Consider the following 26938-nt stretch of genomic DNA (forward strand, 5'->3'; position numbering starts at 1 on the left):
GCCTTAAGCGCCAGACGGGTGAGGAGCCTTCGCTTAGCGCCCCTGAATTTCTCGCAGCGCCTGCAGCCGGTCCGACACCGAACCGCGGCGCTCCCCATCGGGCTCGAGCGTGCCCAGCGATTCCCCGTCATCGGCAAAGCGCTGCACGCGCTCGAAAAGGCTCTCCTCGACCGTGTCGGCGAGCGGCCTGTCGTGATCGACGGCGTAAACCAGCCGGCTGACGCTGGCCGCGATATCGTTGAGCTTTTCGCGCAAGTGCGCTTCCTCGAACCGCTCGCTTTCCCAATCGGCCATGATCCCGGCCTCGACATCGCTCACCTTGCCACGCAGCCGTTCCAATTCGTCTTCGAGATTGAGCTTGTCGGCCAGCAATTGCTCGGCCCGCCCTTCGGAGGCGGCCACAGCTTCGCTTGATTGGGCGAGAATGGCGTTGAGCCGGTTTTCCGCGCTCGCAATCCGGGCCTCTGCCGCAACCAGCGCCTCTGCGTCCGCCTGCTCGCGGGCATCGCGCCGCGAGAGAGCGTCGCGCATCTGGGCAATGGCGGCCGTGGTTTCGGCCGAGCGGCGATCGGTCTTTTCGAGCTGCTCGATCAGGCTGCGCGTCTGCTGCTCGAGAAAATTGGCGCGCTTGCGCTCTATGGCAAGGGCGGTGGTCAGCCGGTCGATATCGGCGTCGTAGTCGCCGGAGAGATCGAGTTCGTTCCCAGTCGCCTCGGGCAGGCTGCCGCGCAGACTTATCCGGAGCTTTTCGATCTCGCCCTGGCGCTGCTCGACGTCGCGCTCACGCATCCTCAGGCGCTGGGCAAGATCGGTGCCTTCTTTTTCCAGTTCGAGCAGGCGCGCGCGCAGCTCCACCTGCCGCGCTTCGAGTTCGGCAACGATCGCCACATGCTGTTCGCGCTCGGCCTTGAGCGCGCCGAGGTCGGCCCGCTTCTGGTTGGCATCGCTCAACTGCTCGGCCAGCTTCTTGCGCAAGGCCTCGACATTCATTTCCAGACGGCGCGTCGAGAGGGCGAATTCGGCCCGCAACTGGTCCTTGTCGGCTCGGAATTCTGCAAGGGTAATCGGCGTTGCCGCCTCGATGCGGCGCTTGGTCAGGCGCACGGCCCGTTTCCACACTGCGGGCATGATGATGAGCGCAACCAGACCGGCCACCATCAGGCCAAGCGCAAAGTACATCACGTTTTCGATCAGCATCATATTCTCCGGCCGCGGTCCAGCCGTGGTGCAAGACCGGTTCACCCGACTCGCATTTAGTCCGCCGAGGTGCGCTCTGGCCATCTTTGCCAGTGATTAACCCTAACGGCTTTGCGGCACCGCGTCACGAAAAAGCCGGGCCAAACGACCCGGCTTCCCTGGCTGCCGCAGCGGCTCCGTTCAGAACGGGTTCCAGGTCGGCTGATTGGTGAAATTGAGGTAGCCCACATTGATCCCCAGGCGCGCGCCGACGCCGGAGCGGATCGGCACGACCACCACATTGCCGCGCTTGGTCACGGTCATGCCCAGCCCGCCCAGCACATAGGCCGAACCGTCGATGCCGGGATAGCGGCCGAGAATTTCAGGCACGGTGTTGAGATTATAGACCAGCATCATGACCTTGGAGCCGTCTCCGCCCACATCGAACCCGATGCTCGGGCCTTGCCAGAACAGCTGATACTCGCCGGCATTGCGCGTATAGAGCGTGCCTTCACCGTATTTGGCACCCACGATCAGCGCGCCACCGGCTTCCTCGCCCAGGACATAGCCATTGGGCAGACCGAACTGGCTGATCGCGCGCTCGACAAGCGAGGCCAGACCCTGCGCCGCGGAGCCAAAGAACTGCTGGCCGTTTTCGACCAGCTCCTGGCCCGAATAGGTGTCGCTGAGCGAACCCTGCGCCATGGCAGGGGCGGAAAAGGACAGCAAGAGTGCGACGATCATCGCACCGACAGTGTGGAGGGGTTTCAACATCGATCCATCTCCCATGGCAGTTCGGCGTGGTTACGAAGACATTAAGGTCTTTGCGGCAAATTTGCCGTCGACGCTGTGCCGTTCTTTGAGACAGATCATGAAGCAAACCTCTAAACAAATCTTAACCATGATCGCCTTGGTGTTGCCGCTTTTCCTCCTGCCGCACGCCACATTCGCCCAGTCCGTCAACAGTTACATCACCGCCGACCCCTTGACCGGCTTTGCCATCGGCGGGATGGACCCCGTCTCGTATTTCACCGAACCCGCTCCTCTCTCGGGCAGGCCGGAATATGAATATGACTGGATGGGCGCTCCCTGGCTCTTTGCCAGCGCCGCCAATCTCGAGATCTTCAAGCGCAATCCGGACATCTATGCGCCCCAATATGGTGGCCATGGTGCGATGAGCATGGCGCGCGGCTTCGTCTCGGATTCCGATCCGCGTTTTTATGCGGTGTTCAAGGATCGGCTGTTTCTCTTTTACTCGGCCGCCAATCGCGAGGCGTTCCTGCTGGCGCCCGATGCAGCGGCCCGGCAGGGCGCCGAACATTGGCCCACCCTGTCCAAAACCCTGTCCACACAGTAGTCCTCGGCGCCCTGCGCCTCTATCTTTCCCAACTGATTCCGCCCACTGCGGCCCATGGAGACACCACGATGACCGACATTATCGAGCTCAAGGCAACCGATCTCGCCGCCATGCTCTGTTCGCGGGTTTGCCATGACCTGATCAATCCCATCGGCGCCATCGGCAATGGTCTGGAAGTGCTGGCCGACCCGGCCCAGTCGGAAATGGCCGAGGGGGCGCGCGACCTGATCGCCAGCGCCGCCAAGCAGAGCCGGGCCAAGCTGGAATTCGCACGGCTTGCCTATGGCGCCTCCTCCACCTCCGGCACCGATATCGACACGCGCGAATGCGAGCGCGTTGCGCGCATCCTTTTCGAGATCGAAAAGGCCGACCTTGATTGGCAGGTGCCGCTCATTCTCCTGCCCAAGCACAAGGCCAAGCTGTTCATGAACATGCTGCTGATTGCCGCCGGTTCGGTGCCGCGCGGGGGCCTTGTCACGGCCAAGATCAGCGGTCCGGCAGGCGAGGAAAAGTTCGAGTTCACCTCCAAGAGTGATCCGGAAAAGCGCCAGAAGACCCTGGTTCCCTCCGGCTCTGCCGGTCTTCTTTCGGGCATGCCCGAAGAAGGGTCGGTCGATGCGCGCGGCATTCAGCCCTTTTATACCGGCCTTCTTGCCCGCATGACGGATATGGAGGTTTCCATAGGACTTGAGAACGACATGTTCTTTTTCAACGCCACGCCGAAGCCTGCACTCGCATCGGAGCCGGCCGACGCTGAGCCGGCAGAAGCTGTTCCGGCCAGCGAATAGTTTGCAATTCGATAACCATTCCCAAACCACTTGCCGCGCATAGTTGGCGCTAAAGCGTCGCCGCCTGGAGTTCGTCCGTGCCAACCTGTCTCATCGTCGACGATTCCAGCGTGGTGCGCAAAGTGGCCCGCCGCATCCTCGAAGACCTCGACTATGTGGTCGAGGAGGCCGAGGACGGGCAGGAAGCCTTTGAGAAGTGTCGGGACAACATGCCCGACACGATCCTGCTCGATTGGAACATGCCGATCATGGGAGGACTCGACTTTCTCAAGCACCTGCGCGCCTTTATCGGCGGCGAGAAGCCCTATATCGTTTATTGCACGGTTGAAAACGACATCGGCCAGATCGCCCTTGCGCGCAAGGCCGGCGCCAACGACTACATGATGAAGCCCTTCGACCGCCTCATCCTCGAAGCCAAGTTCGACCCCGATCGGCTGGCCGAGGCGAGCTGAGCCTTTTGCGCTCGCGCCTCACCCCCCGATTTTGTTTCGCGATTTCAGGTTACACTCTCCCCGGCGGCGCGAGGCGACTAGGCCGGTGGCTGCAAACAGAATAGGCCCCAAACTCGATCCAATCCCTCGCCCGTTTGGGGAGAGGGTGAGGGGTTCAGCCTCATCCGGTCTCTGGTCCGGCCCTTAGGGCCACCATCTTCCTCAGGCGCGAAGGGAAGTCGGGATCAGATCTTCCTTGTTCACCCCGCCACTTCCTCCGCCCGTCCCAGCAAATAGGCTCGTTCCCGCGCGTTCCGTGTCAGTTCCGCGGCCCGTCTAAACTCGATATTGGCCTCCGCGTGACGTTCGACCTTGCGCAGCAGGTCACCGCGTACGCCATGGAGCAGGTGGTAGTTTTCGAGCGCGCCGCTCTGGCGGATGGCATCGACAAGAACCAGAGCTGCCTCAGGACCCGCAGCCATCGATACCGCGACCGCACGGTTAAGCTCGACGACGGGCGAAGGCATGATCCGGGCAAGCACCGCATAAAGCGCGGTGATCTCGCCCCAGTCGGTCTCTTCCGCATTCCGGGCGCGCGCATGGCAGGCAGCGATTGCGGCCTGGAGAGCATAGGGCCCCTGTTGTCCACCCAACGCATTGACTCGATCGAGCCCAGCAAGTCCCCGCCGGATCATCAGCTGGTCCCAAAGGGCGCGGTTCTGGTCCGGCAGAAGGATCGGCTCGCCCTCGACATCGGTGCGGGCATGAACGCGCGAATGCTGCAACTCCATCAGCGCTAACAGCCCGTGCACCTCTGGCTCGTCCGGCATCAAACCTGCCAGGATGCGGCCCATACGCATTGCCTCTTCGCACAGTTGCGGCCGCATCCAGTCCTCGCCGGCCGTTGCCGAATAACCCTCGTTGAAGATCAGGTAAAGGACGCCCAGTACGGAAACGAGACGCTCGGTCCGCTCCTTGCCGCGCGGTATTTCGAAGGGCACCCCGGCATCGGCGATGGCGCGCTTGGCCCGTACGATGCGCTGGCCGATCGTGGTGTCATTGGCAAGAAACGCCCGCGCGATCTCTTCGGTGCTGAGCCCCCCGATCAGCCGCAAGGTCAGCGCCACGCGGCTCTCGGCCGGCAGGATCGGATGACACGAGGTAAAGATCAGTCGCAGCAGGTCGTCCCCCACATCATCGTCCATGTGTTCGATCAGGGCCGTTTCGGCATCGGGCACGGCGTCCTCCATGGTCCGTCCGACCTCTTCGAGCTTGCCCGTCGCCATTTTCCGGTGCCGGAAATAGTCGATCGCCTTGCGCTTGCCCGCTTGCATCAGCCAGGCGCCCGGATTGCGCGGTACGCCGGTTTCCGGCCAATGCTTGAGCGCTGCGACAAGCGCATCCTGCGCCAGTTCCTCGGCCAGCGAGATGTCGCGCACGAGCCTGGTGAGGCCGGCGATGAGCCTTGCCTGTTCGAGGCGCCAAACCGTTGTGATCGCTTTTTCCGTTTCACTGCGTCTGCTCATCGTGTCCTCCGGCTCGACCCTGGCAGGTTGCCAAGCCAACGCGCCAAAGAAAAGGCCGGCATCACAGTGCCGGCCTCACTAGGCATGGGATTGTTTACGGGTTGGTCAGGGCAGGGCGGGTCATGGTCGATCTCAGCAGGGGATCCTTCCTCCCTCTAGACGGTCCATTACCCTTCGCTTCAACACGCCATCATCGTCCGCTCTAGCCGCGGTTGAATTCGATTCCGCCAAGCGGACAGCCTTCAGCCTCTTCGATGGTGAAGCCACCGTTGTCGTTGGCAGCGATCGGACACGTCATCGGAAAGCTCGCGCCGCGAATGGCGCCCGTGCCATCGTTGAACACAAGTTCGGTTTCGCTGCGGCTATAGGTGCCGGTTACGCTGCGGCCAGCATTTTCCATTTCGAAACGGCCATCGCCATTGAGCAACAGGCTGATGCCACTCGTTGCGGTAAACCGCTCGGTCGCCGGGGCGCTGCGCGCATCGGCAATGCTGGTTTCAAGCGTTTCGAGCTCGGCGCTGCGCTGGGCAAGCGTCCGGGTCAGCTCTGTCACCTGCGGCTGCAGTTCGTTGCGGCGGTTCTCGTAGTCGGCCACTTCGGTTTCCACCTGGGCGCGGCGCTCTTCGAGCGTGCGGACCTGTTCTTCGAGCGTTGCCGTCTGGGTACCCATCTCTTCCTGGCGCGCGCTCTGGGTCGCCAGATCCTGCTGCACCGTGGTCAGTTCCGAGCGGGCCGTCTGCAGCTGCTCCTGCGTTTGTGCAAGACTTGCCGTTGCCGTGGCGGCTTCTTCGGCAAGTTTGGCGAGAGCGGCGGTGGTGGTCTGTTCCTGCCCGCGCGCATCGGCAAGACGGCTGCCGACATCGTTGAGCTGTTCGGTTGAGGTGGCGATCTCGGCCTCCAGCGCATCGCGCTCTTGGCTAAGCTGGTTGTGCTGGGTCTGTGTTTCGGCCAGGGTCTCTTCGATATCAGCCAGTTCGGTGCGGCGCGCTTCGATATTGGCGGCCAATGCTGTCAGCTCCTGATCGCGCGCGCCGAGATCGGTTTGCATGCTTTCAAGATTTTCGGTGATGGCCGCGAGCTCTTCCTGCTTGGCGGTGATCTGCCGCTGCGTGTCCGCAAGGGTTGCGGTTGCTGCTTCCCGCTCGGCCAGCTGGTTACGCGCCGTGTCGCGTTCCGTGGTCAGCAGCGCCACCTGGTTCTGCGCTTCGCCCACCTGGCCTGATGCATTGATCCACATGGCGAGGAAAGCCAGCCACCCGGCGATGGCGACGGCAAGGATCGTGAGGAAGATGGGCTCACGCAGGCGCTGCGACATGGTCATGGCTTACCCCCATTTGGACACTCTGGCCTAACGCGCGTCTCGGACACGCGTTCCGATTGTGGCTTTTTGGTGTGACAGGGGCATAAACGAAAAGCCCCGCGCCAGAGGCACGGGGCTTTTCAGAAGGGGAGGCGAAAGCGTCAGGCGACGTTTTCGTTATAGACATCGGCCTCGTCCGGCTCGCGCAGCACATAGCCGCGGCCCCAGACGGTTTCGATATAATTCTTGCCGCCGGTCGCAACCGAAAGCTTCTTGCGCAGCTTGCAGATGAAGACGTCGATGATCTTCAGTTCCGGCTCGTCCATGCCACCATAGAGGTGGTTGAGGAACATTTCCTTGGTCAAGGTTGTACCCTTGCGGAGCGAAAGCAACTCCAGCATCTGGTATTCCTTGCCCGTCAGGTGCACGCGCTGGCTCTGCACTTCAACAGTCTTGGTGTCGAGGTTCACCATCAGATCGCCCGTCGAGATAACCGACTGGGCATGGCCCTTGGAGCGACGAACGATGGCGTGGATGCGGGCCACGAGCTCGTCCTTGTGGAAGGGCTTGGTCATGTAGTCGTCGGCGCCAAAGCCGAGACCGCGCACCTTGTCCTCGATACCGGCGAGGCCGGACAGGATCAGGATGGGCGTCTGCACCTTGGCGACGCGCAGCGTCCGCAGAACCTCGTAGCCGCTCATGTCGGGCAGGTTCAGATCGAGCAGAATGATGTCGTAATCGTAGAGCTTGCCGAGATCCACGCCTTCCTCACCGAGATCGGTGGTGTAGACGTTGAAGCTCTCGGACTTGAGCATCAGTTCGATGCTTTGCGCCGTGGCGCTATCGTCCTCGATGAGGAGTACCCGCATTATATTCCCCTTGTCATTCGTTCCTGCTGGAACCCGCGTGGTGGATGACAAGCCAGCCCACCGCGCTCCAACCCTACTGGATATGACTGAAGCCTAAGCCCAAATAGTTAACAAAGTTTAATTCGGTTCGGCAATACGCAAACAGCCACATAACGAATTAAGTTTAACTTGTTGAAATTGCTCATCAAAATTAATGAAAATTTCTTAAGGTATCACATTAAGAAAGCGTTTTATGGGACTCTTTCGACTCGGACAAACGGCTATCGTGTCGAGGTTTTCAGGACACGAAGCAGCTAGAGGTCTCGCGGTCCAATCGCATAGGGAATAGCGATATTGGGTTAACAATCGGTTATCGTCCGATTCGCTGCCGGCGCGATTCGAAGCGGGTCGGAAACCATTCCCGTTAACGAGAGGACCGACGCTGTTAACATGAAGGCGCTGATCTCGGCCATCGATGCCATCGACGATATCGAAGTGTTCGGTCGCGTCAAATCCGTCCAGGGGCTTCTGATCGAAGTCGTGGGCCCCGTGCGGGAATTGCGCGTGGGCGGACGCGTGGTCATCGAAACCAGCGACGGCAACGAACTTGGAGCCGAGATCATCGGTTTTCGCGATGGCCACGCGCTTTGTCTGCCCTTTGGAGAACTGAGTGGCGTGCGCATGGGCTGCAAGGCCGTGTTCCGGCGCCATGACGGCTCGGTCAATCCCTCTTCGGCTTGGCTCGGTCGCGTTATCAACGCCATGGGCGAGCCCATCGACGGGCTGGGACCCTTGGCCAAGGGGCCGCGGGCCTATCCTCTGCGCCAGTCTCCGCTTGCCGCCCATGATCGCGTGCGCGTCGGCGAACCGCTTGATCTGGGCGTCCGCACGCTCAACACCTTCACCACGCTTTGCGAAGGCCAGCGCATGGGCATCTTTGCCGGCTCGGGCGTCGGCAAGTCCGTGTTGATGTCCATGCTCGCGCGCAACACCAATGTCGACGTCTCGGTCATCGGGCTGATCGGCGAGCGCGGCCGCGAGGTTCACGAGTTCATCGGGGAATATCTGGGCGAGGAAGGGCTGGCGCGGGCCGTGGTCGTCGTTGCAACATCCGACGAAGCCGCGCTCATGCGCCGGCAGGCCGCCTATATGTCCCTCGCACTGTCGGAATATTTCCGCGACGAAGGCCGGCGTGTCCTTTGCATGATGGATTCGCTCACCCGCTTTGCCATGGCCCAGCGCGAAATCGGGCTTTCGATCGGCGAGCCACCGACGGCCAAGGGCTATCCGCCCACGGTTTTCACCGAATTGCCGCGTCTTCTCGAACGCGCGGGGCCTGGAACGCCTTTGACCGGATCCATTACCGGACTATTTACCGTTTTGGTGGAAGGTGATGATCACAACGAACCCATTGCCGATGCCGTGCGCGGCATTCTCGATGGGCATATCGTGATGGAGCGCGGTATTGCCGAGCGGGGTCGCTACCCGGCGGTGAACGTACTCCGGTCCATCTCCCGCACCATGCCAGGGTGCGTACCAGGCGAGGTTCGTCCGGTATTGGCAAGGGCGCGGGAGCTCATGTCCATATTTTCGGACATGGAGGAACTGATCCGGCTGGGGGCATACCGCAAAGGGTCAGATCCGAATGTGGACCGCGCTATCGCCATAAACCCGCGGCTGGAGGCCTTTCTCAACCAGCAGCGGGAGGAAACGTCGACGATCGCGGAGGGCTATCAGCGCCTTGCCGAAATCATTGCCGAGGCCGATGCGCAGGTCTGAGGAGAGGTGTTTGCTCTTCTGGAACTGACTTGATGTGTAAGGAGTACAGGTCTTGAAATCGCGCAGTGAGAGCCTCATTCGGCTCAAGAAGTTCAATGTCGACGAAAAGCGCCGGCAGGTCATGCAGATCGAAATGATGGTCGCGGACTTCGAGCGCATGGCAAGCGAACTCGATCAGCAGATCGAGATCGAGCAGACCAAGACCGGCATTTCCGATGTCGCACACTTTGCCTATTCAACATTCGCCAAGGCGGCCATGCAGCGCCGCGACAATCTCCTTGCCTCTGCCAATGATATGCGCAGCAAGCTTGAATCCGCTCAGGACCAACTTGCCGAAGCACTCGAAGACCTCAAGAAGGTCGAGCTCCTCGATCAGCGCGAGCACGATCGCGAGCGTCAGGAACAGAACAAACTCGAGCAGGAAGCCTTCGACGAGGTTGCCCGGCTGCGCTCCCGTCGCCTCTGACCCAATTGGTGGATCACCCATGCGAAAAAGCCGGCCCGAGGGCCGGCTTTCTCTTTTCAGCACTTGGCTGAAATGTCAGCTTACATGTTGTTGATGCGCTGGCCAGCCGGGTCAGCCGTATAGGCTTCTTCGTTGTACTCGGGAGCGGCTTCGAGCTGCTCACGGGTGAAGTCGGTGTAAAGGACAATGTCGCCGGCTTCGTTCGAGGCAAACTCGATATTGTCAAAGCCGATGGCAACGCGCTTCTGGCCGATGCCGAGGAAGCCGCCGAAATCAACCAGCATGGCTTCGAGCTGACCGGACTGGTCAAGGAGAATGTCGCCGACTTCAGCGATGTCGTCGCCGTTCGGGCCAATCACGGTGGCGCCGGTCAGGTTGTCCGCGGTGAGGGCGTCACGTTCGACAGTGTTATAGCCTTCACGCGGCATGGCTGCACCGGTGCCCATGGCAGTGCCGTCAGCAGCCGGAGTTGCGGCTGGAGCCATAGCACCATCGGCGGGAGCCATTGCGCCGTCAGCCGGAGCCATGGCCGGATCGGTTGCAACGCCTGGAGTTGCCGGGGTGGTCATGGCCGGGTCATTTGCCATTGCAGCGGTGTCATTTTCCCAGACGAAGTCGGGGGCAGCTTCAAGTGCTTCTGCGGTGGTCGGCAGGACCCAGCGTTCGGTCTGGTCGGTAGCGATGGTGTGCTCGAGCGAACCGAAGTCGACAGCAACGTTCTTTTCGCCGATGCCGAGGAAGCCGCCGACGCCGATCACCACAGCCTGGATTTCACCATCGGTGGAGATCACGAGGTCGTTGACGGTACCGATTTCTTCAGCGTCGTCGCCGGTGCTGCTATAGACGGGGGTGCCCATGAGCTCGGAGGCAATGGCATCGCCTTCACCAGCGGTGTAGCCTGCCGACATGTCCCAGGGCTCGCCCATGGCGCCAGCGCCTGTGGTGGTCGTGGTTGCGTCGGTGCCAGGAGTCACGTCCGTGGCAGTGCCGGCAGCCGGTGCAGTCGTGGTGGTGGCAGGCGTTTCAGGCGTAGCCGGAGCGGTCTGAGCGATAGCGCCAGTGCTGAGGACCAAGGCAATAGCAGAGCTGGTCAGAAGTGTGCGGATCATTGTAGACTCCAATTGTTCATCTTGTCGGTGAACAGGGTTGCGCGGCGCAAAACTTGCCGGTGGAGCGTCGCGTTTCCCGTTGTGTCCAGACAACGTGCCCAATCACGGAGCGTTCCGTCCAAAGTTTCGCCATTTTTTCGGAACCATTGAAAAGGCCGGCTCCCGCAAAGCGGTGCCGGCCCTTTCCGCCTCCCTGGCGGTTGGTCGCGTCCTGCGAATGAAGGCAAGAATTCGCGTTCTTGCCTAGCGCACCACACACTGGTTGCCGCCCGGCAGGACGCGCTCTTTGAGCGACAAGTCAAACATAGCGCACAATTTAAGGCAGGAGTCCCGAGCCCAGGTTAATGCGTTAAATTTGACTTAATCCTGTAAGGTTGCGCTGTCCTTGTCATAGGTGCGCATGGCCCTGTGCGGCATTCCGCCATCGGTGAATTCGGGACCGAAGGCGACAAAGCCCAGCTTCTCGTAGAGCCCGAGCTTGTCCGATTGCGCGGTGAGGAAGAACCGATCTTCGCCCTTGGCTCTGGCGTCGGCCATCGCCTGATCCATTAGCCTCCGGGCAACCCCGCGTCCGCGAAAAGCCTGACGCACGGCAACCCGGCCGATCTTGATGTGCTCTTCAAGCGCAATCACCCGCAGCGTGCCGACCACCTCGCCGTCCGCCACAGCCACATAGTGGGTCGCGGTCATGTCGTAGCTGTCGTGCTCTTCTTCTTCGGGCACCTTCTGCTCCCAGACGAAGACCTCACGGCGCAGGGCAAAGGCGGCATTGCACAGGGTGGAAAAGACGGGCACGGGGAGAACGGTGATCTCGGACATGGGCTGGGTTTAACAGGCGCGGTGACGGCGGCCAAGGCCTCGCCCTCTCACCTCTCCCGAAGCGAGAGGTGCCGCCCCACAACATATGGCGAGAGGGGCTTTACCGATCAACCATCGAGCTTTGTCAGCTGCTCCAGCCCCGGTGCCTGGTGCACCAGCCCGTTGATGAAGCTCAGCTTCTCGATCACCGCTGGCGTCAGCACAAAGGGATAGGCATCCGTCTGGCCCATGGCGCGGTTGAGATTGTTGAGCAAGAGCGCGAGCGGCACCCAATTGTCCACGATCTCGCTCATGTCCGGCGCCATATAGGGATCGAAGCGAACCGGGGGCAGTGCCAGGCTTTCGTCGCCAGTGCGGGGCTTGGCGCGCACGCCGAAGGCTGCCGCCATTTCCACCGTGTCGACGATGTGCAGATAATGGGCAAACGTTTCGGCGAAATCCTCCCAGGGGTGGGCGGTGGAATAGGCGCTGATATGGGTCTGCGGCCATCCGGCCGGTGCGCCATTGGCATAGTAGGTCTTGAGCGCTTCGCCATAGTCGGCGCGCTCGTCGCCGAAGACTTCGCGAAACTGGGCCTCGGGTGCCTTTCCGGTGACAAGCAGATCCCAATAGTGGTGCCCTATCTCATGCCGGAAGTGGCCGAGAAGGGTCCGGTAGGGCTCACCCATCTGCGTCCTTCGGCGCTCGCGCTCGGCGTCATCTGCCTCTGCCAGCGAAATGGTGATGATCCCGCTCTCATGCCCGGTCATGACGCGCGGCGCATTCTCGTTGTCGGCCAGGAAACGGAAGGCGAGGCCATGTTCTGGATTGTCGGCCCGGGTTTCGAGCGGCAGTCCGAGCCGGATCAGCGAATAAAAGAGGCGCTTCTTGGCCCGCTCGATCACCTGCCAGCGATGAAGATTGTCGGCGATCTCAAGATCGGGAATGGTTTCGTTGTGCTGGCAGGCAAGGCAAAAGGCGGGTCCATCCGGCGCTGCCGGTACGAGCCAGTTGCACGCGCCGTGCCTTGAATTGTCGCAATAGACATAGGTTAGTCCGGGATAGGCCGGAGCGCTCCAGCCGCCTTCGGTTTCATCGAGCGAAACCATGGCGCTTTGCTGGGGCAGATAGCCCAGGGCGTGGCCACAATGTTCACAGACAGAATTTTCGAAATAGACGGTATTGCCGCAATGGTCGCAGACAAAAAGCTGCATCGGGTTCCCCGGGGTCAGGCCACGGAAAGCACAATGCGGGCCCGGGCGGCGCGTTCCCCGCGGACGAGAGGGAACAGCAGAGAAACTCAGCCCTTTTACCATATCGTTGTGCGCCCCTGATAGCGTCAGAAGCGCAACTGCCGGACCAGATCTGCGTTCTGTCCAGATGGGAAGAGGAGAGAGACCATGCATCCCGAAGACGAAATGATCCGCGAGCGTGCCTATCAGCTTTGGATCGATGCCGGCCAGCCCGATGGCCGCGAACAGGAATTCTGGTACCAGGCCGAGCGTGAACTGGCCGAGGAAGACGAGGTGGACACTTCGCGGGAAGCCGAGGCCATCGGGCTGCCGCCCATCGTGCCGGGCGGGCTTGCCTAAGCTTGCTGCCAAAAAACCCAAGGGCGGAGCCGCAGCTCCGCCCTTTTTGTTTCCTCCGGCCTAGATGCTGCCGACGGTTTTGAGCCGCACGCGCGGATGCACCTCGTTCTGGCTCATCACCACTGTCTGGGGCCGGAAGCGCTCGATGATGGCGCGGACATGGGGGCGGATCGAGGGCGAGGTGATCATCACCGGCAGTTCGCCCTGCTGGGCCGCCCGTTCGAAACTCTGGCCCACGGCAGCGATGAATTGCTGCAGGCGGCTCGGGGCCATGGCCAGGTGCCGGTTTTCGCCCTCGCCCACCATAGCCTCGGCAAAGTCGCGTTCCCACTGGGCGGAAAGGGTGAGGAGCGGCAGGTTGCCGTCCTGGCCCAGATTGGCCGCGCAGATCTGACGGGCAAGGCGCGAGCGCACATGTTCGGTGATCGACTGGATCGAGCGGCCTGGCCCCGCGACTTCGGCGATGCCTTCGAGGATGGTCGAGAGGTCGCGGATCGAGATGCGTTCGGTGAGGAGGGCCTGCAGGATACGCTGCACGCCCGAAACCGAAATCTGGCTCGGGATGATGTCTTCGACGAGCTTCTGCTGATCCTTGGGCAGGCCCGAGAGCAGGCTCTGCACATTGGCATAGCTCAGGAGCTCGGCGACATTGGCTTTGAGGACTTCGGTCAGGTGCGTCGAGATCACCGTCGAGGGGTCAATGATCGAGAGCCCACGCAGCTCGGCTTCATCGCGCAGCGCCGGATCGATCCATGTGGCGGGCAGGCCGAAGGTGGGCTCGGTCGTTTGGTGACCCGGCAGGTCGATCGGATTGCCATAGGGATCCATGACCATCAGGAGATTGGCATAGATCTGGCCGTGTGCGGATTCGACTTCCTTGATGCGCACCTTATAGTCGTTGGGCTCGAGCTGCATGTTGTCGAGAATGCGCACCGGCGGCATGACAAAGCCCAGTTCGAGTGCGAGCTGGCGGCGTAGCGCCTTGATCTGTTCGGTCAGCCGGTCGACGCCGCTTTCGTCTTCCTTGACGAGGCCGAGCAGCCCATAGCCGAGTTCGAGCTTGAGATCGTCGATCTTGAGGCTTTCGCTGATCGGGGGCTCACCGGCCGGCGCCGCGCCCGGAGCGCCTGGAGCACCGGCCGCCTTGCTGGCTGCATCGGCAACGCTTTTGGCGCGCTCGGCGACTTCGCGGGCCGCCTTGAGCTTGGAGGCGCGGTATGCGGCATAGCCGACGCCTGCGGAAAGCGCCATGAAGGGGATGAGCGGCATGCCGGGCAACAGCGCCAGCGCGGCCATGACAGCCGAAGCCATGCCGAGCGCCTTGGGATAGCCGCCGAACTGGGTGGTCAACGCCTTGTCGGCAGCGCCGGACACGCCGGATTTGGATACCAGGATACCGGCTGCGGTCGAAACGATCAGCGCCGGGATCTGGGAAACAAGGCCATCGCCGATGGTAAGCAGGGTATAGACATTGCCCGCTTCCTGGATCGAAAGGCCCTCCTGCATCATGCCGATGGCGATACCGGCTGAGACGTTGATGAAGGTGATGATGAGCCCGGCAATGGCATCGCCGCGCACGAACTTGGACGCACCGTCCATGTTACCGAAAAAGGCGCTTTCGCCTTCGAGTTCAGCGCGCCGCTTCTTGGCGGTGTCCTCGTCGATCAGGCCCGCGGAAAGGTCGGCGTCGATAGCCATCTGCTTGCCGGGCATGGCATCGAGGCTGAAGCGCGCGGCGACTTCGGCGATACGGCCCGAACCCTTGGTGATGACGATGAAATTGACGATCACGAGGATGATGAAGATCACGATCCCGATCACGAAATTGCCGCGGGTCACGAAATTGCCGAAGGCTTCGATGACGTGGCCGGCCGCGTGAGTGCCGTTGTGTCCCTCCGACAGAATAAGACGTGTGGTCGCCAGGTTCATGCCCAGGCGCAGCATGGTAGCAATCAGCAACACGGTCGGGAAGGACGAGAATTCAAGCGGCTTCTGGATGAAAAGCGCGGTCATCAGGATCATGACCGAGAACACGATCGAGATCGCCAGCAGCGCATCGACCATGATCGCCGGCAGCGGCACGATCAGAATGACGATCAGAGCCATCACGCCCGTAGCGAGCGCGATATCGCCCGAGCGCAGCATGTCGATCACCGCCTTGGGTGTCGGGAACTGGAAGCGGGCGCTCGAGGGAACGTCGGTCATGATGTCATTCTACCGGAGTGAAAACGAAAAACGGGCGTGGTGCCGAGCACCGCGCCCCAGCGCAGAAATCAGGCTACATGCCGCCGCTCGCCGGGATCGGGAACGTTCAGCCCCTCGTCGGCATATTGATTGAGCTTGTTGCGCAGCGTGCGGATGGAGATGCCCAGAATATTGGCGGCGTGGGTCCGGTTGCCCCAGGTATGGTCGAGCGTGTCGAGGATCAGGTCGCGCTCCACATCGGCTACCGTCCGCCCAACCAGGGCGCGCGACATGGCTTCGGCGGTTTCGGCCAGATGCTGTGCCGGAGAGTGATTGCGCACCGCCTCGTTCAGCCCCATGCCATCGGGCAGGACGATCGCCTCGGCCCCGATCATGGTGCCGGTGGCAAGCAGGACCGCACGGTGCAACGTGTTTTCGAGTTCCCGCACATTGCCCGGCCAGGGCGCCTGGAGGAGCGCCGCGCGCGCGTCTTCAGAGAGTTCGCGCTTGGGGAGGCCATTAGCCTTGGCATATTTGGCGACGAAATGGTCGGCGAGGGCCACGATGTCGCCCGGACGCTCGCGCAGGGCCGGAAGCTTAAGGTTGACGACGTTGAGGCGGAACAGCAGGTCCTCGCGGAAGCTGCCTTCGCGCACCGCTTCGGTCAGGTTCCGGTTCGAGGTCGCCAGGATGCGGATATCGACCGGCACCGGCTTGGTGCCGCCGACGCGGTCGATAACGCGTTCCTGGATGGCGCGAAGCAGCTTGGCCTGAAGGCGCACGTCCATTTCCGAGATTTCATCGAGCAACAACGTTCCGCCCGAGGCTTCCTCGAACTTGCCGACGCGGCGCGCGATGGCGCCGGTAAAGGCGCCCTTCTCGTGTCCGAAAAGTTCGGATTCGAGCAGCGCTTCCGGAATCGCAGCGCAGTTGACGGAGATGAAGGGCTTTGCGGCGCGCTTGGAGCGGGAATGCACGAAGCGGGCGATCACTTCCTTGCCGGTGCCGCTTTCGCCCGTGATCAGGATCGAGGCTTCGGACCCGGCAACCTGCTCGGCCATCCTGACCACGCGCTGCATGGCCGGATCGCGGAACAGGAAGTCCTCGCTGTCGCGCGACACGGCCTGGATCACGGCGGCAATCAGCGTCGCATCAGGGGGCAGGGGGATGTATTCCTTGGCGCCGGCGCGAATGGCATTCACCGCTGCGGCAGCATTGGTCTCGACCCCGCAGGCCACCACCGGAATGGCGATCCGCTCCGCTTCAAGCGCGGAAATCAGCCCGGCAATGTCCATCATCACGTCGACCAGCAAAAGATCGGCGCCGCGCCCGGTGCGCAGGGCGGCCAGCGCGATTTCGATGCCCGGGGCGTGCGCAACCTTGGCGCCGCCATCCATGGCCATTTTGGTGGCCTGGCTGAGTTGACCTTCGAGGGCTCCGACGATGAGGAGGCGCATGTGGGACACTCCCGCTTTCTTGTGGTTATTGTGGCTTGATGATCTCGGTCATGGTGACGCCGAGCCGGTTTTCGACCAGCACGATTTCACCACGGGCAACGAGGCGGTCATTGACATAGATTTCCACCGCTTCGCCCACCTGCCGGTCGAGTTCGACTACGGTGCCGGTGTCGAGCTTCAAGAGGTGGGAAACCGGCATCTTGGTGCGTCCCAGAACCACCGAAACGCGCACTGGCACGTCGAACACCGCCTCGAGGTCGGCGGCGGTGCGCTCGACATAGGGGTCTTCGCGTTCTTCGCGCGGCGGCGCATCCATCGCGTTAAGACCGAGTTCGGCGTCGGTCGGCTGTTCGGTTTCCCCTTCGGTCGGGTTCATTCACCGCTCTCCTTGGCATGCTCTTGGCCGACCGGGCCGGCAAGGGCGGCCAGGTAATCGGCAATGGTTTGATCGATATCGGCGCCCAGCGCCTCGGAATCGCGCACGAGCCCGCCGTCGACCCATTCGAGCCGGCCGTCGCCGAGCCGGAGATCGGGTTCACCCATGACGACCAGCCGCCCAGCAAAACCGGAGGTGGCGATCTGGGCGGTGGCGATGTCGCGAATCTGGTCGGCCAGGTCCGGATGGCAGCGGATCACCAGATGCGGCACGCCCGACAGGCTGGGCATGCATTCGGCGATCAGGGCTTCAAGTTCGGCGGTCGGCCGGCTCTCGATCAGGTGTCCCGCAAGCTTGCGGCCGACCGAAAGGGCAAGGGCGATCGCTTCGCGCTGTCCGTCGAGCCGCGCCTCATCGAGTGCGGCTGTCATGCTCGCGGCATGGGCGGCAAGCGTGCCGGCGGCTGCGGCAACGGTCTGGGCCGCAAGCGAAGTGGCATTGCCTTCCCCCGCGATCAGCCCATCGGCAAAGCCTTCCTCGCGCGCTTCCTGCACGAGGCGGGCGACCACTTCTTCGGGAATGCCGGCCGGCTCGGGCGGCAGGTCCGCCACGACGGGCCGTGGTTCCTCCGCCGCTTTGGCAAGGTCCAGGTCGAATGTGAAGCGAGCAAGGGCGGCCATGGCGTCAGGCGATCATCTGCTCGTCGCCCTTGGACTTGACGATCAGGATTTCTCCCTTCGCAGCCATGTCCTTGGCAGTGGAAACCATGCGGCTCTGGGCTTCGTCGACGTCCTTGAGACGCACCGGGCCCATGGCGGCCATGTCGTCGGCCATGAGCTTGGCGGCGCGGGTCGACATGTTCTTGAGGAAGAAGTCCTTGACCTCCTCGTTGGCACCCTTGAGGCAGAGCGCCAGTTCGCGCTTGTCGACCCTGGAGAGCAGGGTCTGGATCGCCGACATGTCGAGCTTGGTCAGGTCTTCGAAGGTGAACATAAGCGACTTGATGCGCTCGGCGTCTTCGCGGCTCTTTTCCTCGAGATTGGTGATGAAGCGCGCTTCGGTCTGGCGATCGAAGGTGTTGAAGATTTCCGCCATCAGTTCGTGGCTGTCGCGCCGCTTGGAGGTGTTGAGCGTCGAGATGAATTCGGTGCGCAGCGTCTGCTCGATCTTTTCGAGGATGTCCTTTTGCACCACGTCGAGCCCGAGCATGCGCTGCACCACTTCCATGGCGAGTTCCTCGGGCAGCGAGGCCAGGACTTCGGAGGCGTGGTCCGGCGCGATCTTGGAAAGGATCACCGCGACGGTCTGGGGGTATTCGTTCTTGAGATAAGCGGCGAGCACGTCAGCCTGCACATTGGAGAGCTTTTCCCACATGTTGCGTCCGGCCGGACCGCGGATCTCTTCCATGATCGCGTCGACCCGGTCCTGCGGCAAAAACGAGAGAAGCAGGCGCTCGGTTGAATCGGTATTGCCGGCCACGCTGCCATTGGACGCGATCGAGGTGACGAATTCGGCCATCAGTTCGTCGAGCATGGCCGGGGTGATCGGACCGAGCTTGACCATGGCACGCGAGAGCGTCTTGATCTCGTGCTCGTCCATCTCTTCGAAGATCGGCTTGCCATAGTCCGGGCCGAGCGCCAGCATCAGAGCGGCCGCCTTTTCGTCGCCGGCCAGCGCACGATAGTTGGAAGCGCCGCCGATCTTAAGCTGGCTGCCGAGGCGCGGCGGCGCGTCGTTGACGATCGGGGCTTCGACGGCTTGGGAAACGAGGGCCATGGTCTATTACGCCGCGTTGGTGAGCCAGCCGCGCACGATCAGTGCGGCCTGCTTTGGATTTTCTTCGACAAGGGTGCCCACGGACTTGAGCTGCTGAAGCTGCTGCTCGCCGAGGGCCTTGGCATCTTCCACCCAGTTGCTCTGGGCGATGGCGGCGGCCTGGGCGGCCGCTTCCGGGGTCATGGGCTGACCGTCATTGCCCATCATCACTACATTACCCTCGGCATCAAGGGTCTGGCTCGAACCGAACTCGACCGTTGCGGGCAGGGCGAGCGTCTCGGCCTCGGGGCTCATCACCTTCTTGAGGAGCGGGCGCAAGACGAAGAAGAGGAGCGCCAGCGCGATCAGCAGGGTGACGGCCATCTCGGCGCCGTTCATCAGGTCGTCGCGGGTAAAGTCCAGCAGGCCCGCATCCGCACCCGTGCCGGCCGGGGTCAGTTCCGGACGCTCGGCAAACTGCATGTTGACCACGTCCACGGAGTCGCCGCGCTCGGCCGAATAGCCCACCGCCGAGCGGACAAGGGTCAGGATCTGGCTGATCTCGTCGGCCGAGCGGGGCGCATAGGTGAAGTTGCCCGCGCCGTCATCGGTATAGGTGCCGTCGACCACCACGGCCACGGACAGGCGCTTGAGGGCGCCGGCCTCGGTCACGGCCGTTTCGGTTTTCTTGCTGATTTCGTAGTTGACGACTTCCTCGGCCGAATTGCCCTGTTCGTTCGAGCCATTGGCCGCGCCATCGCCCGAGGCGCCGGGCAGTTCGTTGGCGACAGTCACCTGACCGGCGGCTGCGCCGGACTGGTTCTGGGCTTCGCGGGTCTGGGTCGAGCGGACGACCTGGCCTTCGGGGTCGAAGGTTTCGTTGGTAACGGTTGAGCGGTTGAAGTCGAGTTCGGCGGCAACCTCGACGCGCGCCCGTCCGGCACCCACCACATTGGCGAGCATATCCTCGACTCGGGTGCGCAGGCGGTTTTCATAGCTTAGAATGCGTTCTTCGGTCTGGCCGGCCATGGCGCCCACGCCTTCGGCTTCCGTGCCCGAAGCGAGCAGGTTGCCCGCATCGTCCACGATCGAGACGCGCTGGGGCGAAAGGCCTTCGATGGCCGATGCGACCAGATGCTGGATGGCGCGGATCTCGCCATTCGAAAGCGCACCACGCACCGAAAGCACGATGGAGGCGGAAGGATCCTTGCGCTCGCGGCGGAACAGTTCACGCTCGGGCAGCACAAGGTGAACGCGCGCCCCCTTGATGCGGGCCAGCGAGGAAATGGTGCGCGCCAGTTCTCCTTCGAGCGCGCGAACATTGTTGATGTTCTGCACAAAGCTCGTGGCGCCCAGGGTCGATTGCTGGTCGAAGATCTCGTAGCCGACCTGGCCGCGCGTCGGTAGGCCTTCGCCGGCCAGGTTCATGCGCAGCGTGGTGATCTGGTCGCGGGGCACAAGAATGGTGTCGCCATCCCCACGCAGCTGAAACGGCACATTGGCGCTTTCGAGCTCGGAGATGATGGCGGAGGAATCTTCGAGGCTGAGGCCGCTATAGAGCGGCGACATGTTCGGGGTCTGGGCGCGCGCGACCAGAAAGGCGAAAAAGCCCATGATCAGTACGGCAACCACGGCCATGGCCGCCAGCCGGGCCATGCCGATGCGGTTGATGAGAGTTTGTAGACTGTCCACGCTGCCACTCGATGTTCGACAAGCGCAGTCGTCGGAGCCTCCGTCGACTGCTGGGCAAAAATTACCCATCGGATGGTAAACAATGTCTTAACCACTCGCCCAATTCAGGCAAATCAGGCAGAAATTGCCGGGTATAAACGGCAAGGCAAGGGGTGCGTGAATGATGCGAGTGCTGGGGCGGATAACGTCGATCAATGTACGTAAGGTCTTGTGGGCGCTTGATGAACTCGGCGAGAGCTACGAGCGCGAAGACTGGGGCATGCCCCTGCGCAACCCGCACGAGCCCGAATTCCTGGCGCTGAACCCCAATGCGCAGGTGCCGGTGGTGATCGAAGAGGATGGCCCCACGCTCTGGGAGAGCAATGCAATCCTGATCTACCTTGCCCAGACCCGCAAGGCGCTGCTGCCGCTCGAGCCGCATGCGCTTGGCCAGAGCCTGCAATGGTTGATCTGGCAGGCAACCGAGCTGAACCCACCTTGGATGTATGCCGTTCATGCTTTGGCGCGCAAAACGCCGGGCTATGACGACCAGGCCAAAATTGCCGAATCAATCGCCGGCTGGACCCGGCGCATGGCCATTCTCGAAGGCGAACTGGCCCAGGGCAGGCCTTTCATTGCCGGAGAAAGCTTTTCCATTGCCGACATCGCGCTGGCCCTTTCGGTGCACCGCTGGTTCATTACGCCCTTTGCCGATAAGGCCGATCTGCCCAGCGTGGCTGCCTATTACGACCGCATGAGGGCGCGCGAAGCAGGCGCACGGTGGATGCCGGACGACACCGTTTAAAAGCCGCCGAGCAGGTGAGGGCACCTCAACAAATCTTAGAGGTCTGTCTCTCTCCCAGAGAAGAGCTGGAGTGCCATCGGCACTTTGCGCAGCACTCTTCTTGGTCTGGTCGGGTGCATCAAGCCAAAACACAGAAAACCCCCGTGGCCGTAAAGCCCCGGGGGAAAACTGCAACGCTTTGCCTCAATTCAGCCTTCGCGGTAGTGCTGAATCCAGGTGGTCCGCAGGCCGGCTAGACCATGCTTGTCTATGGCAGCCTGCCAGTTCAGGAATTCATCGACACTGAGTGTGTAGCGCTCGCAGGCCTCTTCGAGGCTCAGCAGGCCACCACGCACTGCGGCGACGACTTCCGCCTTGCGGCGGATCACCCAGCGGCGGGTATTGGCGGGAGGCAGATCCGCAATGGTGAGCGGGCTGCCGTCCGGACCGATAACGTACTTTACGCGAGGACGCATCTGTACGGTCATTTTACTCTCTACTCAACCTGACCATATAGCTTGAGAGTAGAGCGGTGCCCTTAAGATACCCCTAAGGGGAAACTTACAACCGGTTAAGAATGCGATGGAAATTCAATCAATTGAGTAGCGCCAAGACTCTGTCGGTTGCCTGGCGCTGTTAAGCGTTGCTGTCAGCACTTGCCGCGCGCCTTGCCGCTCACTAGAGCATGGCCCCATGAAGCCGCACCATCGCATCTATTTCCTGCAGTTCAGTTTCGCCCTCACCATGGGGGGGCTCCTCTCACGCCTGCCGGATCTGCAAACCAAGTTCGGACTTACCGAGGGGCAGGTGGGTCTGCTGCTGATCACCATGTCCTTTGGCGTGCTGTGCGGGCTTACGGTCAGTGGCGGCATCGTCCAGCGGCTCGGGGCGCGCCTTTCCACCATGATTGCCGTCTTCGGCGCCTCGGCGCTTTATGCCCTCGTGCCATGGATGCCGTCGGCGCCCCTTGCCGCGCCATTTCTGTTTTGCGCGGGCATTCTTGCCGGCTCGCTCGAGATCACGGCCAATGTCGAGGCGGACCGCCACGAGGCCGCTCTTGGCCGCCGCATTATGAGCCGGGTCCATGGCATGTGGAGCCTCGGTTTTTTTGTGACGGCATTGATCGCCGCCATTGTGCGGCAGCTGCAGATCTCGGTCGAGCTGCACATGCTGGCAACGTTCCTCGTTGTGCTTGCGAGCGGCTGGATCGTCTTTTCACCCATGCAGAATGCGCCGCGCCGTCCGGAAGACCACGGCGCCGAAGCCCCGCACTTTGCTTTCCCCACCGTCGGCTTATTGCCGCTGTGCCTGCTCGGCGCGGCCCCGCTCTTTGTGGAAGGGGCCGGAGTCGATTGGTCGGCCATCTATATGCGCGATGTCTTTGCCGTCGAGCCCTTTGTCGGCGGCCTCAGCGTGACGCTGTTTTCCCTTGCGATCGCCATCGGACGGCTCAGCATGGATCGGGTGGTGGAAATCTTCAGCCCGCGCCGCGTCGCCCGCGTTCTCTTGGTCCTTGCCGTTTTCGGGCTCGTGCTGGTGGCGAGTGCCGTCCATCCCGCCATGGCGCTTGCCGGCTTCGTGCTGGCCGGGATCGGCTGCTCGTCGATCTATCCGCTCGCCATCTCGGCCGCCGCCCGCCGCACCGATCGCCCACCCTCGGTCAATGTCGCCGCGCTCAGCCAGATGACCTTTGTGGTCTTCTTCGCCGGCCCACCGCTTTTGGGCTTCATCGCCGAGCACTTCGGCATTCGCCTGTCCTATTCGGTGGTCGTGCCCGTGCTGATCGCAGCCTTCTTCACAACGAGCCGACTGGCGGGACGGACAGAGGCATAGCTATCTGGCGTCCCTCAACGGGATTTGCAAAGGCGGATCCAGTGATCGACCCGCCACTTGCTCCGCCTCGACAAGAAGAACAGGTCGGCGATCACCTCCTGTTCCTCTCCCTCTCAAGGTAAGGGGGCTCAGGCTTCAGGCAGCCGCACTTCCGAAATGTCGCTCAGCGGCACCCGTGCATTGCCCACCGTGACCATGGGCTGGCCGCTCGAGAAGTCGATCGCGGTCACCTTGCCCACAGCCGAGGTCGTGACCTTGATCGTCTGGCCCGAAAGGTTCGTGCCCGAAATCGAAATCGAGTACATGCCATCAGGCTGCGGCATCCCATTGGTGCCGATGCCATCCCAGGCAAAGGTGCCGGCGCCTGCCGGCAGGGATCCAGTGGTCGAATAGACCACGTCGCCATTGGCATTCTTGATGTTGATATTGGCATTGGCGACATTGGCCTCGGCATTGTAGCCCCAGAGGGCGCCGCTGCCCTCAAGCTTCGTGGTCTGTCCCGAAACGGTCACCTGCTTGCCAATATAGCCCACCGCATCGGTGCGTCCGGCATTCTGGGTGGTCGAGAGCAGGCTCTCGAGGAACTCGTTGGTCTTAAGCTGTTGTTCGACGCCGGTGAACTGCACCAGCTGGGCGGTGAACTGGTTGGTGTCGAGCGGATCGAGCGGGTTCTGGTTCTTGAGCTGGGTGGTCAGGATCGACAGAAACGTATCGAAATTCTGCGCAATCGTGGTGCGCGAGCCCGACAGAGCTCCGTTGCCGGGGCCGGAAGATGCGGAAATGCCATCGACCATGTCGAAACTCCTATGCGATGATATTGAGGCCGCTGGCAGAAAGATTGCCGCGGTAAAGGGTAACGGCCGGAACGGCAGCTTCGACGTCTTCGCCACTGTCCTCGGCACCGGTATGCGTGTCACGGCCCGAGCGCTCGTTCTGGTCACCGGCAAAGGGGTTCTGCTTGAGCGAGAATTCGAGATTGGTCTTGGCGCCGTCAAGCCCGGCCTGTTGCAGGGCGCGTTCCAGCGCCCGCTGATCGCGCTGCATCAGATCCAGCGTTTCCGCCTTCTCCACTGTCAGCTTGGCATGAACCTGGCCATTGCTGTCGATGTCGAGCTTGACATCGATCCGCCCCAGCTCCGGCGGATCGAGCCGGATCTGGAAGCGTGAATTGCCGTCCTGCACCTGGCGCGAGAGTTCAAAGGCGATCTGGGGCAGATTGAGCTGTTGCTGGCTGGTCTGGTAGCCGCTTTGCACGACGCGTGGTGCCGCGCTTGCATCGAGCTTGGGCGCCGTGGCATCGGCTTGGCCAGGAGTGGTGGCAGTGAGGTTAAGTGCGTCGTCCACACCTGCATTCGGCCTGGCGGCTTGGCTCTGGTTGTCAGCTTTCTTGGCCGCACCCTGAACTGGCTCGGCAGCATCGCCGCCTGCAAAGACCCGCTGACTGTCCCCCAGCTTTTCGGTGGGCTTGAGTTCAGGTGTGCTCGTCTTCTTTTCGTCGTCGGAGGACGTGTTCCTGAGCGCATCGGCAGCGGTCTTGCCGGCCAGAACTGGCTCGGTGAGCTTGAGCTGCGCTTGTGCCAGTTCCGGCTCTGACGGCAAGGCTTGCGCCAGTTTACCGAGGCCGTCCATGAGCTTGTTGATGCTGGCTTCGACATCCGGGCCAAGCTTACCTTCCCCGCCCAGCAGCGCGGTAAGGCGGTTCATCAGGTCAGGCTGGCCGCCTTCGGCCGCCATTCCCTTGGCGAAATCGCCCAGCTGTTGCATCAGCGTCTTGAGATCGATGCCAAGCAGTTGCGACAGATCCTGCAGCGCCCCGTCGATATCCTCGAGCGCCTTGGCATCGAGCGCGATCTGTTCGGCGCCTTCGCCTAGGCCCGTGCTTTGCGGCTGAAGGCCAAGAGTGGCGAGTGCTGCAAGCAGTGCCTCAAGCGGTGAAGCTGTGCGCGTCTTCTTCTCGCCATCCTCCTTTTCCCTCGCTGCAGCCACCTTGCCGTTCCCGGCATTGGCCTTGTCGGCTGGCGCATCCGTGCGGCCGCCCGATTGCCTGCGCTCGCCGGTTGCGGCATTTGCCTGTGTGTCAGCCCGGCCGCGTGGGGTTGCCAGTGGGGTATCGAGCATGTCGGCGAAGCGCTCCTTGTCCGCAGGAGCAGCCTTTGGGGCTGCCGGCTGGGCAGGCTTGGTGCCGCCCACTGCGGAAAACAGGAGATTTGCGAGATTGGAAGCCATGGCCGCGTTTCTCAGGACAAGAGTAATTTGCCTCTCCTAAGCAAGCGCCTTGCCAATCGGGAAACTTGCACCATTCCAATAGTTTGGCTGGCAAGTCCCACTATCCCTTTGGGGCAGAAACGGCACCATCGGCGCTGCACCGGGCAAATCCTGCCGGGTCCGGGAATTGCCAGCCGCTTCTATCGGGCGTATGAGGCATCACACTTGTCCGTTGGCCCTTGACCCCATCCGGATTGGAAAGACATGTTGAATTCGCTTGATATCTCCAAGCGTCCCGAGGACACGCGCGTTGTTGTCGCCATGTCCGGGGGCGTCGACTCTTCCGTCGTTGCCGGCCTTCTCGCTCGTGAGGGTTATGAAGTCATCGGCGTTACCCTGCAGCTTTACGATCATGGCGAGGCCACCCATCGCAAGGGCGCCTGCTGTGCCGGCCAGGACATCCACGATGCCCGCCGCGTCGCCGCCAAGCTCGGCATTCCGCACTACGTGCTCGACTATGAAGAGCGCTTCAAGAACGCCGTCATGGAGCCCTTCGCCAATGCCTATCAGCAGGGCGAGACCCCGGTTCCCTGCATTGCCTGCAATCAGTCGGTAAAATTCGTCGATCTGCTTGCTGTCGCGAAGGATCTGGTTGCCGATGTGCTGGCCACCGGGCACTATGTGCAGTCGCGCCTCGGCGAGAACGGCCGTCGCCAGCTTTTCCGGCCGGTCGACAGCGATCGTGATCAAACCTATTTCCTGTTTGCCACCACCCAGGAGCAGCTCGACTTCCTGCGGTTCCCGCTGGGCGGCATGAGCAAGCCGGCGGTGCGCGAGCTTGCCCGCGAGTTCGGCCTCGAGATCGCCGAAAAGCACGATTCGCAGGACATCTGCTTTGTGCCTCAGGGCAAATATGCCGATATCATCCGCAAGATGCATCCCGAGGCGCTGGCCCAGGGCGAGATCGTCCATATGGATGGCCGCGTGCTCGGCACCCATGAGGGCATCGTCCATTATACAATCGGCCAACGGAAGGGCCTCGGCGTTGCCGCCGGCGAACCGCTCTACGTGGTCAAACTCGATCATCGCAGCGGCCGGGTAATCGTCGGTCCGCGCGAGGCGCTCAAGACCCATACGGTGCGCCTGCGCGACGTTAACTGGCTCGGCAGCCTCCCGCTTGCCGAGACCAGCGCCGGCAATGGTGCCCCGGTCGAGGTCAAGGTGCGCTCGACCCGCGGCCCACAGCCCGCCGTCATCCAGATGCAGGGCGGGGAGGTCTTCGTCACCCTCGTAACGGGCGAATACGGCATCTCCCCCGGCCAAGCCTGCGTCTTTTACGCCGACGACAGCCAAACCTCCGAAGTCCTCGGCGGCGGGTTTATCGCCGAGGCGGTCCCCCAGGCGCTGGTGGCCTGAACTTTAATTGAGAACACCCCCACCTAACCTCCCCCTCGAGAAGGGGGAGTGATTGGCCTGTGGCTCACGAGCTTTCGGCAAAAAACC

At 62.1% G+C, this 26938-nt stretch carries 26 protein-coding genes; 9 read left to right on the forward strand and 17 right to left on the reverse strand.

Annotated elements, in window-relative coordinates:
• Positions 1-33 precede the first annotated feature (33 nt).
• Entirely contained in the window at positions 34-1197 is a 1164-nt protein-coding gene (locus tag BM364_RS01235; RefSeq protein ID WP_139232448.1) for a coiled-coil domain-containing protein, read from the reverse strand.
• A gap of 180 nt (positions 1198-1377) precedes the next feature.
• A complete protein-coding gene (locus BM364_RS01240; protein WP_092419820.1) occupies positions 1378-1950 on the reverse strand; it encodes a DUF1134 domain-containing protein in 573 nt (190 codons plus the stop codon).
• 97 nt (positions 1951-2047) lie between these two features.
• On the opposite strand from BM364_RS01240, the gene BM364_RS01245 reads away from it, so the two are divergent.
• The 3 genes from BM364_RS01245 to BM364_RS01255 all read left to right on the forward strand — a co-directional run bounded on the left by BM364_RS01245 (position 2048) and on the right by BM364_RS01255 (position 3773).
• Positions 2048-2533, forward strand: coding sequence for a YHS domain-containing (seleno)protein (locus BM364_RS01245; RefSeq protein ID WP_175528415.1), 486 nt, complete (start codon positions 2048-2050; stop codon positions 2531-2533).
• Between the two features lie 68 nt (positions 2534-2601).
• Positions 2602-3321, forward strand: a complete 720-nt coding sequence (gene chpT, locus BM364_RS01250; protein WP_092419826.1) for a histidine phosphotransferase ChpT — start codon at positions 2602-2604, stop codon at positions 3319-3321.
• Between the two features lie 77 nt (positions 3322-3398).
• Positions 3399-3773, forward strand: a complete 375-nt coding sequence (locus BM364_RS01255; protein WP_092419829.1) for a response regulator — start codon at positions 3399-3401, stop codon at positions 3771-3773.
• 239 nt (positions 3774-4012) lie between these two features.
• On the opposite strand, the gene BM364_RS01260 is transcribed toward BM364_RS01255, so the two are convergent.
• The 3 genes from BM364_RS01260 to ctrA form a co-directional block, all read right to left on the reverse strand.
• Positions 4013-5278, reverse strand: a complete 1266-nt coding sequence (locus BM364_RS01260) for an RNA polymerase sigma factor (RefSeq protein ID WP_092419832.1) — start codon at positions 5276-5278, stop codon at positions 4013-4015.
• Positions 5279-5480: 202 nt separating this feature from the next.
• Positions 5481-6599: a coiled-coil domain-containing protein gene (locus BM364_RS01265; RefSeq protein ID WP_092419835.1), complete on the reverse strand. Its 1119-nt coding sequence runs from the start codon at positions 6597-6599 to the stop codon at positions 5481-5483.
• Positions 6600-6739: 140 nt separating this feature from the next.
• Entirely contained in the window at positions 6740-7447 is a 708-nt protein-coding gene (gene ctrA / locus BM364_RS01270) for a response regulator transcription factor CtrA (RefSeq protein ID WP_092419838.1), read from the reverse strand.
• A gap of 429 nt (positions 7448-7876) precedes the next feature.
• On the opposite strand from ctrA, the gene fliI reads away from it, so the two are divergent.
• Together fliI and fliJ are read left to right on the forward strand one after the other, a co-directional pair.
• Complete coding sequence (fliI, locus tag BM364_RS01275; protein WP_092419841.1) at positions 7877-9205, forward strand: flagellar protein export ATPase FliI; 1329 nt, start codon at positions 7877-7879, stop codon at positions 9203-9205.
• Positions 9206-9257: 52 nt separating this feature from the next.
• A complete protein-coding gene (fliJ, locus tag BM364_RS01280) occupies positions 9258-9671 on the forward strand; it encodes a flagellar export protein FliJ (protein WP_092419844.1) in 414 nt (137 codons plus the stop codon).
• 80 nt (positions 9672-9751) lie between these two features.
• Here the strand turns inward: fliJ and BM364_RS01285 are convergent, their stop codons facing one another.
• From BM364_RS01285 to BM364_RS01295, 3 genes are all read right to left on the reverse strand, one after another.
• The gene (locus BM364_RS01285) at positions 9752-10780 is read right to left on the reverse strand and encodes a PRC-barrel domain-containing protein (protein ID WP_092419847.1); all 1029 of its coding nucleotides are present in this window, start codon (positions 10778-10780) and stop codon (positions 9752-9754) included.
• Between the two features lie 360 nt (positions 10781-11140).
• Positions 11141-11599: a GNAT family N-acetyltransferase gene (locus BM364_RS01290; protein WP_092419850.1), complete on the reverse strand. Its 459-nt coding sequence runs from the start codon at positions 11597-11599 to the stop codon at positions 11141-11143.
• A gap of 107 nt (positions 11600-11706) precedes the next feature.
• Entirely contained in the window at positions 11707-12792 is a 1086-nt protein-coding gene (locus BM364_RS01295; protein ID WP_092419853.1) for a zinc-binding metallopeptidase family protein, read from the reverse strand.
• 186 nt (positions 12793-12978) lie between these two features.
• On the opposite strand from BM364_RS01295, the gene BM364_RS01300 reads away from it, so the two are divergent.
• The gene (locus BM364_RS01300) at positions 12979-13170 is read left to right on the forward strand and encodes a DUF2934 domain-containing protein (RefSeq protein ID WP_092419856.1); all 192 of its coding nucleotides are present in this window, start codon (positions 12979-12981) and stop codon (positions 13168-13170) included.
• A 60-nt stretch (positions 13171-13230) separates the two neighbouring features.
• Here BM364_RS01300 and flhA read toward each other — a convergent pair whose 3' ends face one another.
• The 6 genes from flhA to fliF all read right to left on the reverse strand — a co-directional run bounded on the left by flhA (position 13231) and on the right by fliF (position 20634).
• Entirely contained in the window at positions 13231-15375 is a 2145-nt protein-coding gene (gene flhA / locus BM364_RS01305) for a flagellar biosynthesis protein FlhA (protein ID WP_092419859.1), read from the reverse strand.
• 68 nt (positions 15376-15443) lie between these two features.
• Positions 15444-16811, reverse strand: a complete 1368-nt coding sequence (gene flbD, locus BM364_RS01310) for a sigma-54-dependent transcriptional regulator FlbD (protein ID WP_092423730.1) — start codon at positions 16809-16811, stop codon at positions 15444-15446.
• Between the two features lie 25 nt (positions 16812-16836).
• Entirely contained in the window at positions 16837-17127 is a 291-nt protein-coding gene (gene fliN, locus BM364_RS01315; RefSeq protein WP_244542815.1) for a flagellar motor switch protein FliN, read from the reverse strand.
• Positions 17128-17183: 56 nt separating this feature from the next.
• Complete coding sequence (locus tag BM364_RS01320; RefSeq protein ID WP_092419864.1) at positions 17184-17867, reverse strand: FliH/SctL family protein; 684 nt, start codon at positions 17865-17867, stop codon at positions 17184-17186.
• Between the two features lie 4 nt (positions 17868-17871).
• Entirely contained in the window at positions 17872-18963 is a 1092-nt protein-coding gene (gene fliG, locus BM364_RS01325) for a flagellar motor switch protein FliG (RefSeq protein ID WP_092419867.1), read from the reverse strand.
• Between the two features lie 6 nt (positions 18964-18969).
• Positions 18970-20634, reverse strand: a complete 1665-nt coding sequence (gene fliF / locus BM364_RS01330) for a flagellar basal-body MS-ring/collar protein FliF (RefSeq protein WP_342028832.1) — start codon at positions 20632-20634, stop codon at positions 18970-18972.
• A 160-nt stretch (positions 20635-20794) separates the two neighbouring features.
• On the opposite strand from fliF, the gene BM364_RS01335 reads away from it, so the two are divergent.
• Positions 20795-21418, forward strand: coding sequence for a glutathione S-transferase family protein (locus BM364_RS01335; RefSeq protein WP_092419872.1), 624 nt, complete (start codon positions 20795-20797; stop codon positions 21416-21418).
• Between the two features lie 188 nt (positions 21419-21606).
• Here BM364_RS01335 and sciP read toward each other — a convergent pair whose 3' ends face one another.
• Positions 21607-21885 (reverse strand): CtrA inhibitor SciP, encoded by a 279-nt coding sequence (sciP, locus tag BM364_RS01340; protein WP_035085775.1) that lies wholly within the window; start codon positions 21883-21885, stop codon positions 21607-21609.
• A gap of 205 nt (positions 21886-22090) precedes the next feature.
• Here sciP and BM364_RS01345 point away from each other — a divergent pair, with 205 nt between their 5' ends.
• On the forward strand, positions 22091-23230 hold the full coding sequence (locus tag BM364_RS01345; protein WP_092419875.1) for an MFS transporter: 1140 nt from the start codon (positions 22091-22093) through the stop codon (positions 23228-23230).
• A gap of 128 nt (positions 23231-23358) precedes the next feature.
• Here BM364_RS01345 and BM364_RS01350 read toward each other — a convergent pair whose 3' ends face one another.
• Positions 23359-24024 (reverse strand): flagellar hook assembly protein FlgD, encoded by a 666-nt coding sequence (locus tag BM364_RS01350; protein WP_092419878.1) that lies wholly within the window; start codon positions 24022-24024, stop codon positions 23359-23361.
• 10 nt (positions 24025-24034) lie between these two features.
• Positions 24035-25456: a flagellar hook-length control protein FliK gene (locus BM364_RS01355; RefSeq protein WP_092419880.1), complete on the reverse strand. Its 1422-nt coding sequence runs from the start codon at positions 25454-25456 to the stop codon at positions 24035-24037.
• Positions 25457-25699: 243 nt separating this feature from the next.
• Between BM364_RS01355 and mnmA the strand changes: the two genes are divergently transcribed.
• A complete protein-coding gene (gene mnmA / locus BM364_RS01360; protein WP_092419883.1) occupies positions 25700-26851 on the forward strand; it encodes a tRNA 2-thiouridine(34) synthase MnmA in 1152 nt (383 codons plus the stop codon).
• Positions 26852-26938: the final 87 nt, after the last annotated feature.

The sequence above is a fragment of the Devosia crocina genome, from assembly GCF_900116545.1.
In the GTDB taxonomy this organism is placed as follows: Bacteria; Pseudomonadota; Alphaproteobacteria; order Rhizobiales; family Devosiaceae; genus Devosia; species Devosia crocina.

What these genes read in the sequence shown, in the direction of transcription:
- BM364_RS01235 (WP_139232448.1), bottom strand. Translation starts at nt 1,197, where the DNA reads ATGCTGATCGAAAACGTGATGTACTTTGCGCTTGGCCTGATGGTGGCC.
- BM364_RS01240 (WP_092419820.1), bottom strand. Translation starts at nt 1,950, where the DNA reads ATGTTGAAACCCCTCCACACTGTCGGTGCGATGATCGTCGCACTCTTG.
- BM364_RS01245 (WP_175528415.1), top strand. Translation starts at nt 2,048, where the DNA reads ATGAAGCAAACCTCTAAACAAATCTTAACCATGATCGCCTTGGTGTTG.
- chpT (WP_092419826.1), top strand. Translation starts at nt 2,602, where the DNA reads ATGACCGACATTATCGAGCTCAAGGCAACCGATCTCGCCGCCATGCTC.
- BM364_RS01260 (WP_092419832.1), bottom strand. Translation starts at nt 5,278, where the DNA reads ATGAGCAGACGCAGTGAAACGGAAAAAGCGATCACAACGGTTTGGCGC.
- BM364_RS01265 (WP_092419835.1), bottom strand. Translation starts at nt 6,599, where the DNA reads ATGACCATGTCGCAGCGCCTGCGTGAGCCCATCTTCCTCACGATCCTT.
- ctrA (WP_092419838.1), bottom strand. Translation starts at nt 7,447, where the DNA reads ATGCGGGTACTCCTCATCGAGGACGATAGCGCCACGGCGCAAAGCATC.
- fliI (WP_092419841.1), top strand. Translation starts at nt 7,877, where the DNA reads ATGAAGGCGCTGATCTCGGCCATCGATGCCATCGACGATATCGAAGTG.
- BM364_RS01285 (WP_092419847.1), bottom strand. Translation starts at nt 10,780, where the DNA reads ATGATCCGCACACTTCTGACCAGCTCTGCTATTGCCTTGGTCCTCAGC.
- BM364_RS01290 (WP_092419850.1), bottom strand. Translation starts at nt 11,599, where the DNA reads ATGTCCGAGATCACCGTTCTCCCCGTGCCCGTCTTTTCCACCCTGTGC.
- BM364_RS01295 (WP_092419853.1), bottom strand. Translation starts at nt 12,792, where the DNA reads ATGCAGCTTTTTGTCTGCGACCATTGCGGCAATACCGTCTATTTCGAA.
- BM364_RS01300 (WP_092419856.1), top strand. Translation starts at nt 12,979, where the DNA reads ATGCATCCCGAAGACGAAATGATCCGCGAGCGTGCCTATCAGCTTTGG.
- flhA (WP_092419859.1), bottom strand. Translation starts at nt 15,375, where the DNA reads ATGACCGACGTTCCCTCGAGCGCCCGCTTCCAGTTCCCGACACCCAAG.
- flbD (WP_092423730.1), bottom strand. Translation starts at nt 16,811, where the DNA reads ATGCGCCTCCTCATCGTCGGAGCCCTCGAAGGTCAACTCAGCCAGGCC.
- fliN (WP_244542815.1), bottom strand. Translation starts at nt 17,127, where the DNA reads ATGGATGCGCCGCCGCGCGAAGAACGCGAAGACCCCTATGTCGAGCGC.
- BM364_RS01320 (WP_092419864.1), bottom strand. Translation starts at nt 17,867, where the DNA reads ATGGCCGCCCTTGCTCGCTTCACATTCGACCTGGACCTTGCCAAAGCG.
- fliG (WP_092419867.1), bottom strand. Translation starts at nt 18,963, where the DNA reads ATGGCCCTCGTTTCCCAAGCCGTCGAAGCCCCGATCGTCAACGACGCG.
- BM364_RS01335 (WP_092419872.1), top strand. Translation starts at nt 20,795, where the DNA reads ATGATGCGAGTGCTGGGGCGGATAACGTCGATCAATGTACGTAAGGTC.
- sciP (WP_035085775.1), bottom strand. Translation starts at nt 21,885, where the DNA reads ATGACCGTACAGATGCGTCCTCGCGTAAAGTACGTTATCGGTCCGGAC.
- BM364_RS01345 (WP_092419875.1), top strand. Translation starts at nt 22,091, where the DNA reads ATGAAGCCGCACCATCGCATCTATTTCCTGCAGTTCAGTTTCGCCCTC.
- BM364_RS01350 (WP_092419878.1), bottom strand. Translation starts at nt 24,024, where the DNA reads ATGGTCGATGGCATTTCCGCATCTTCCGGCCCCGGCAACGGAGCTCTG.
- BM364_RS01355 (WP_092419880.1), bottom strand. Translation starts at nt 25,456, where the DNA reads ATGGCTTCCAATCTCGCAAATCTCCTGTTTTCCGCAGTGGGCGGCACC.
- mnmA (WP_092419883.1), top strand. Translation starts at nt 25,700, where the DNA reads ATGTTGAATTCGCTTGATATCTCCAAGCGTCCCGAGGACACGCGCGTT.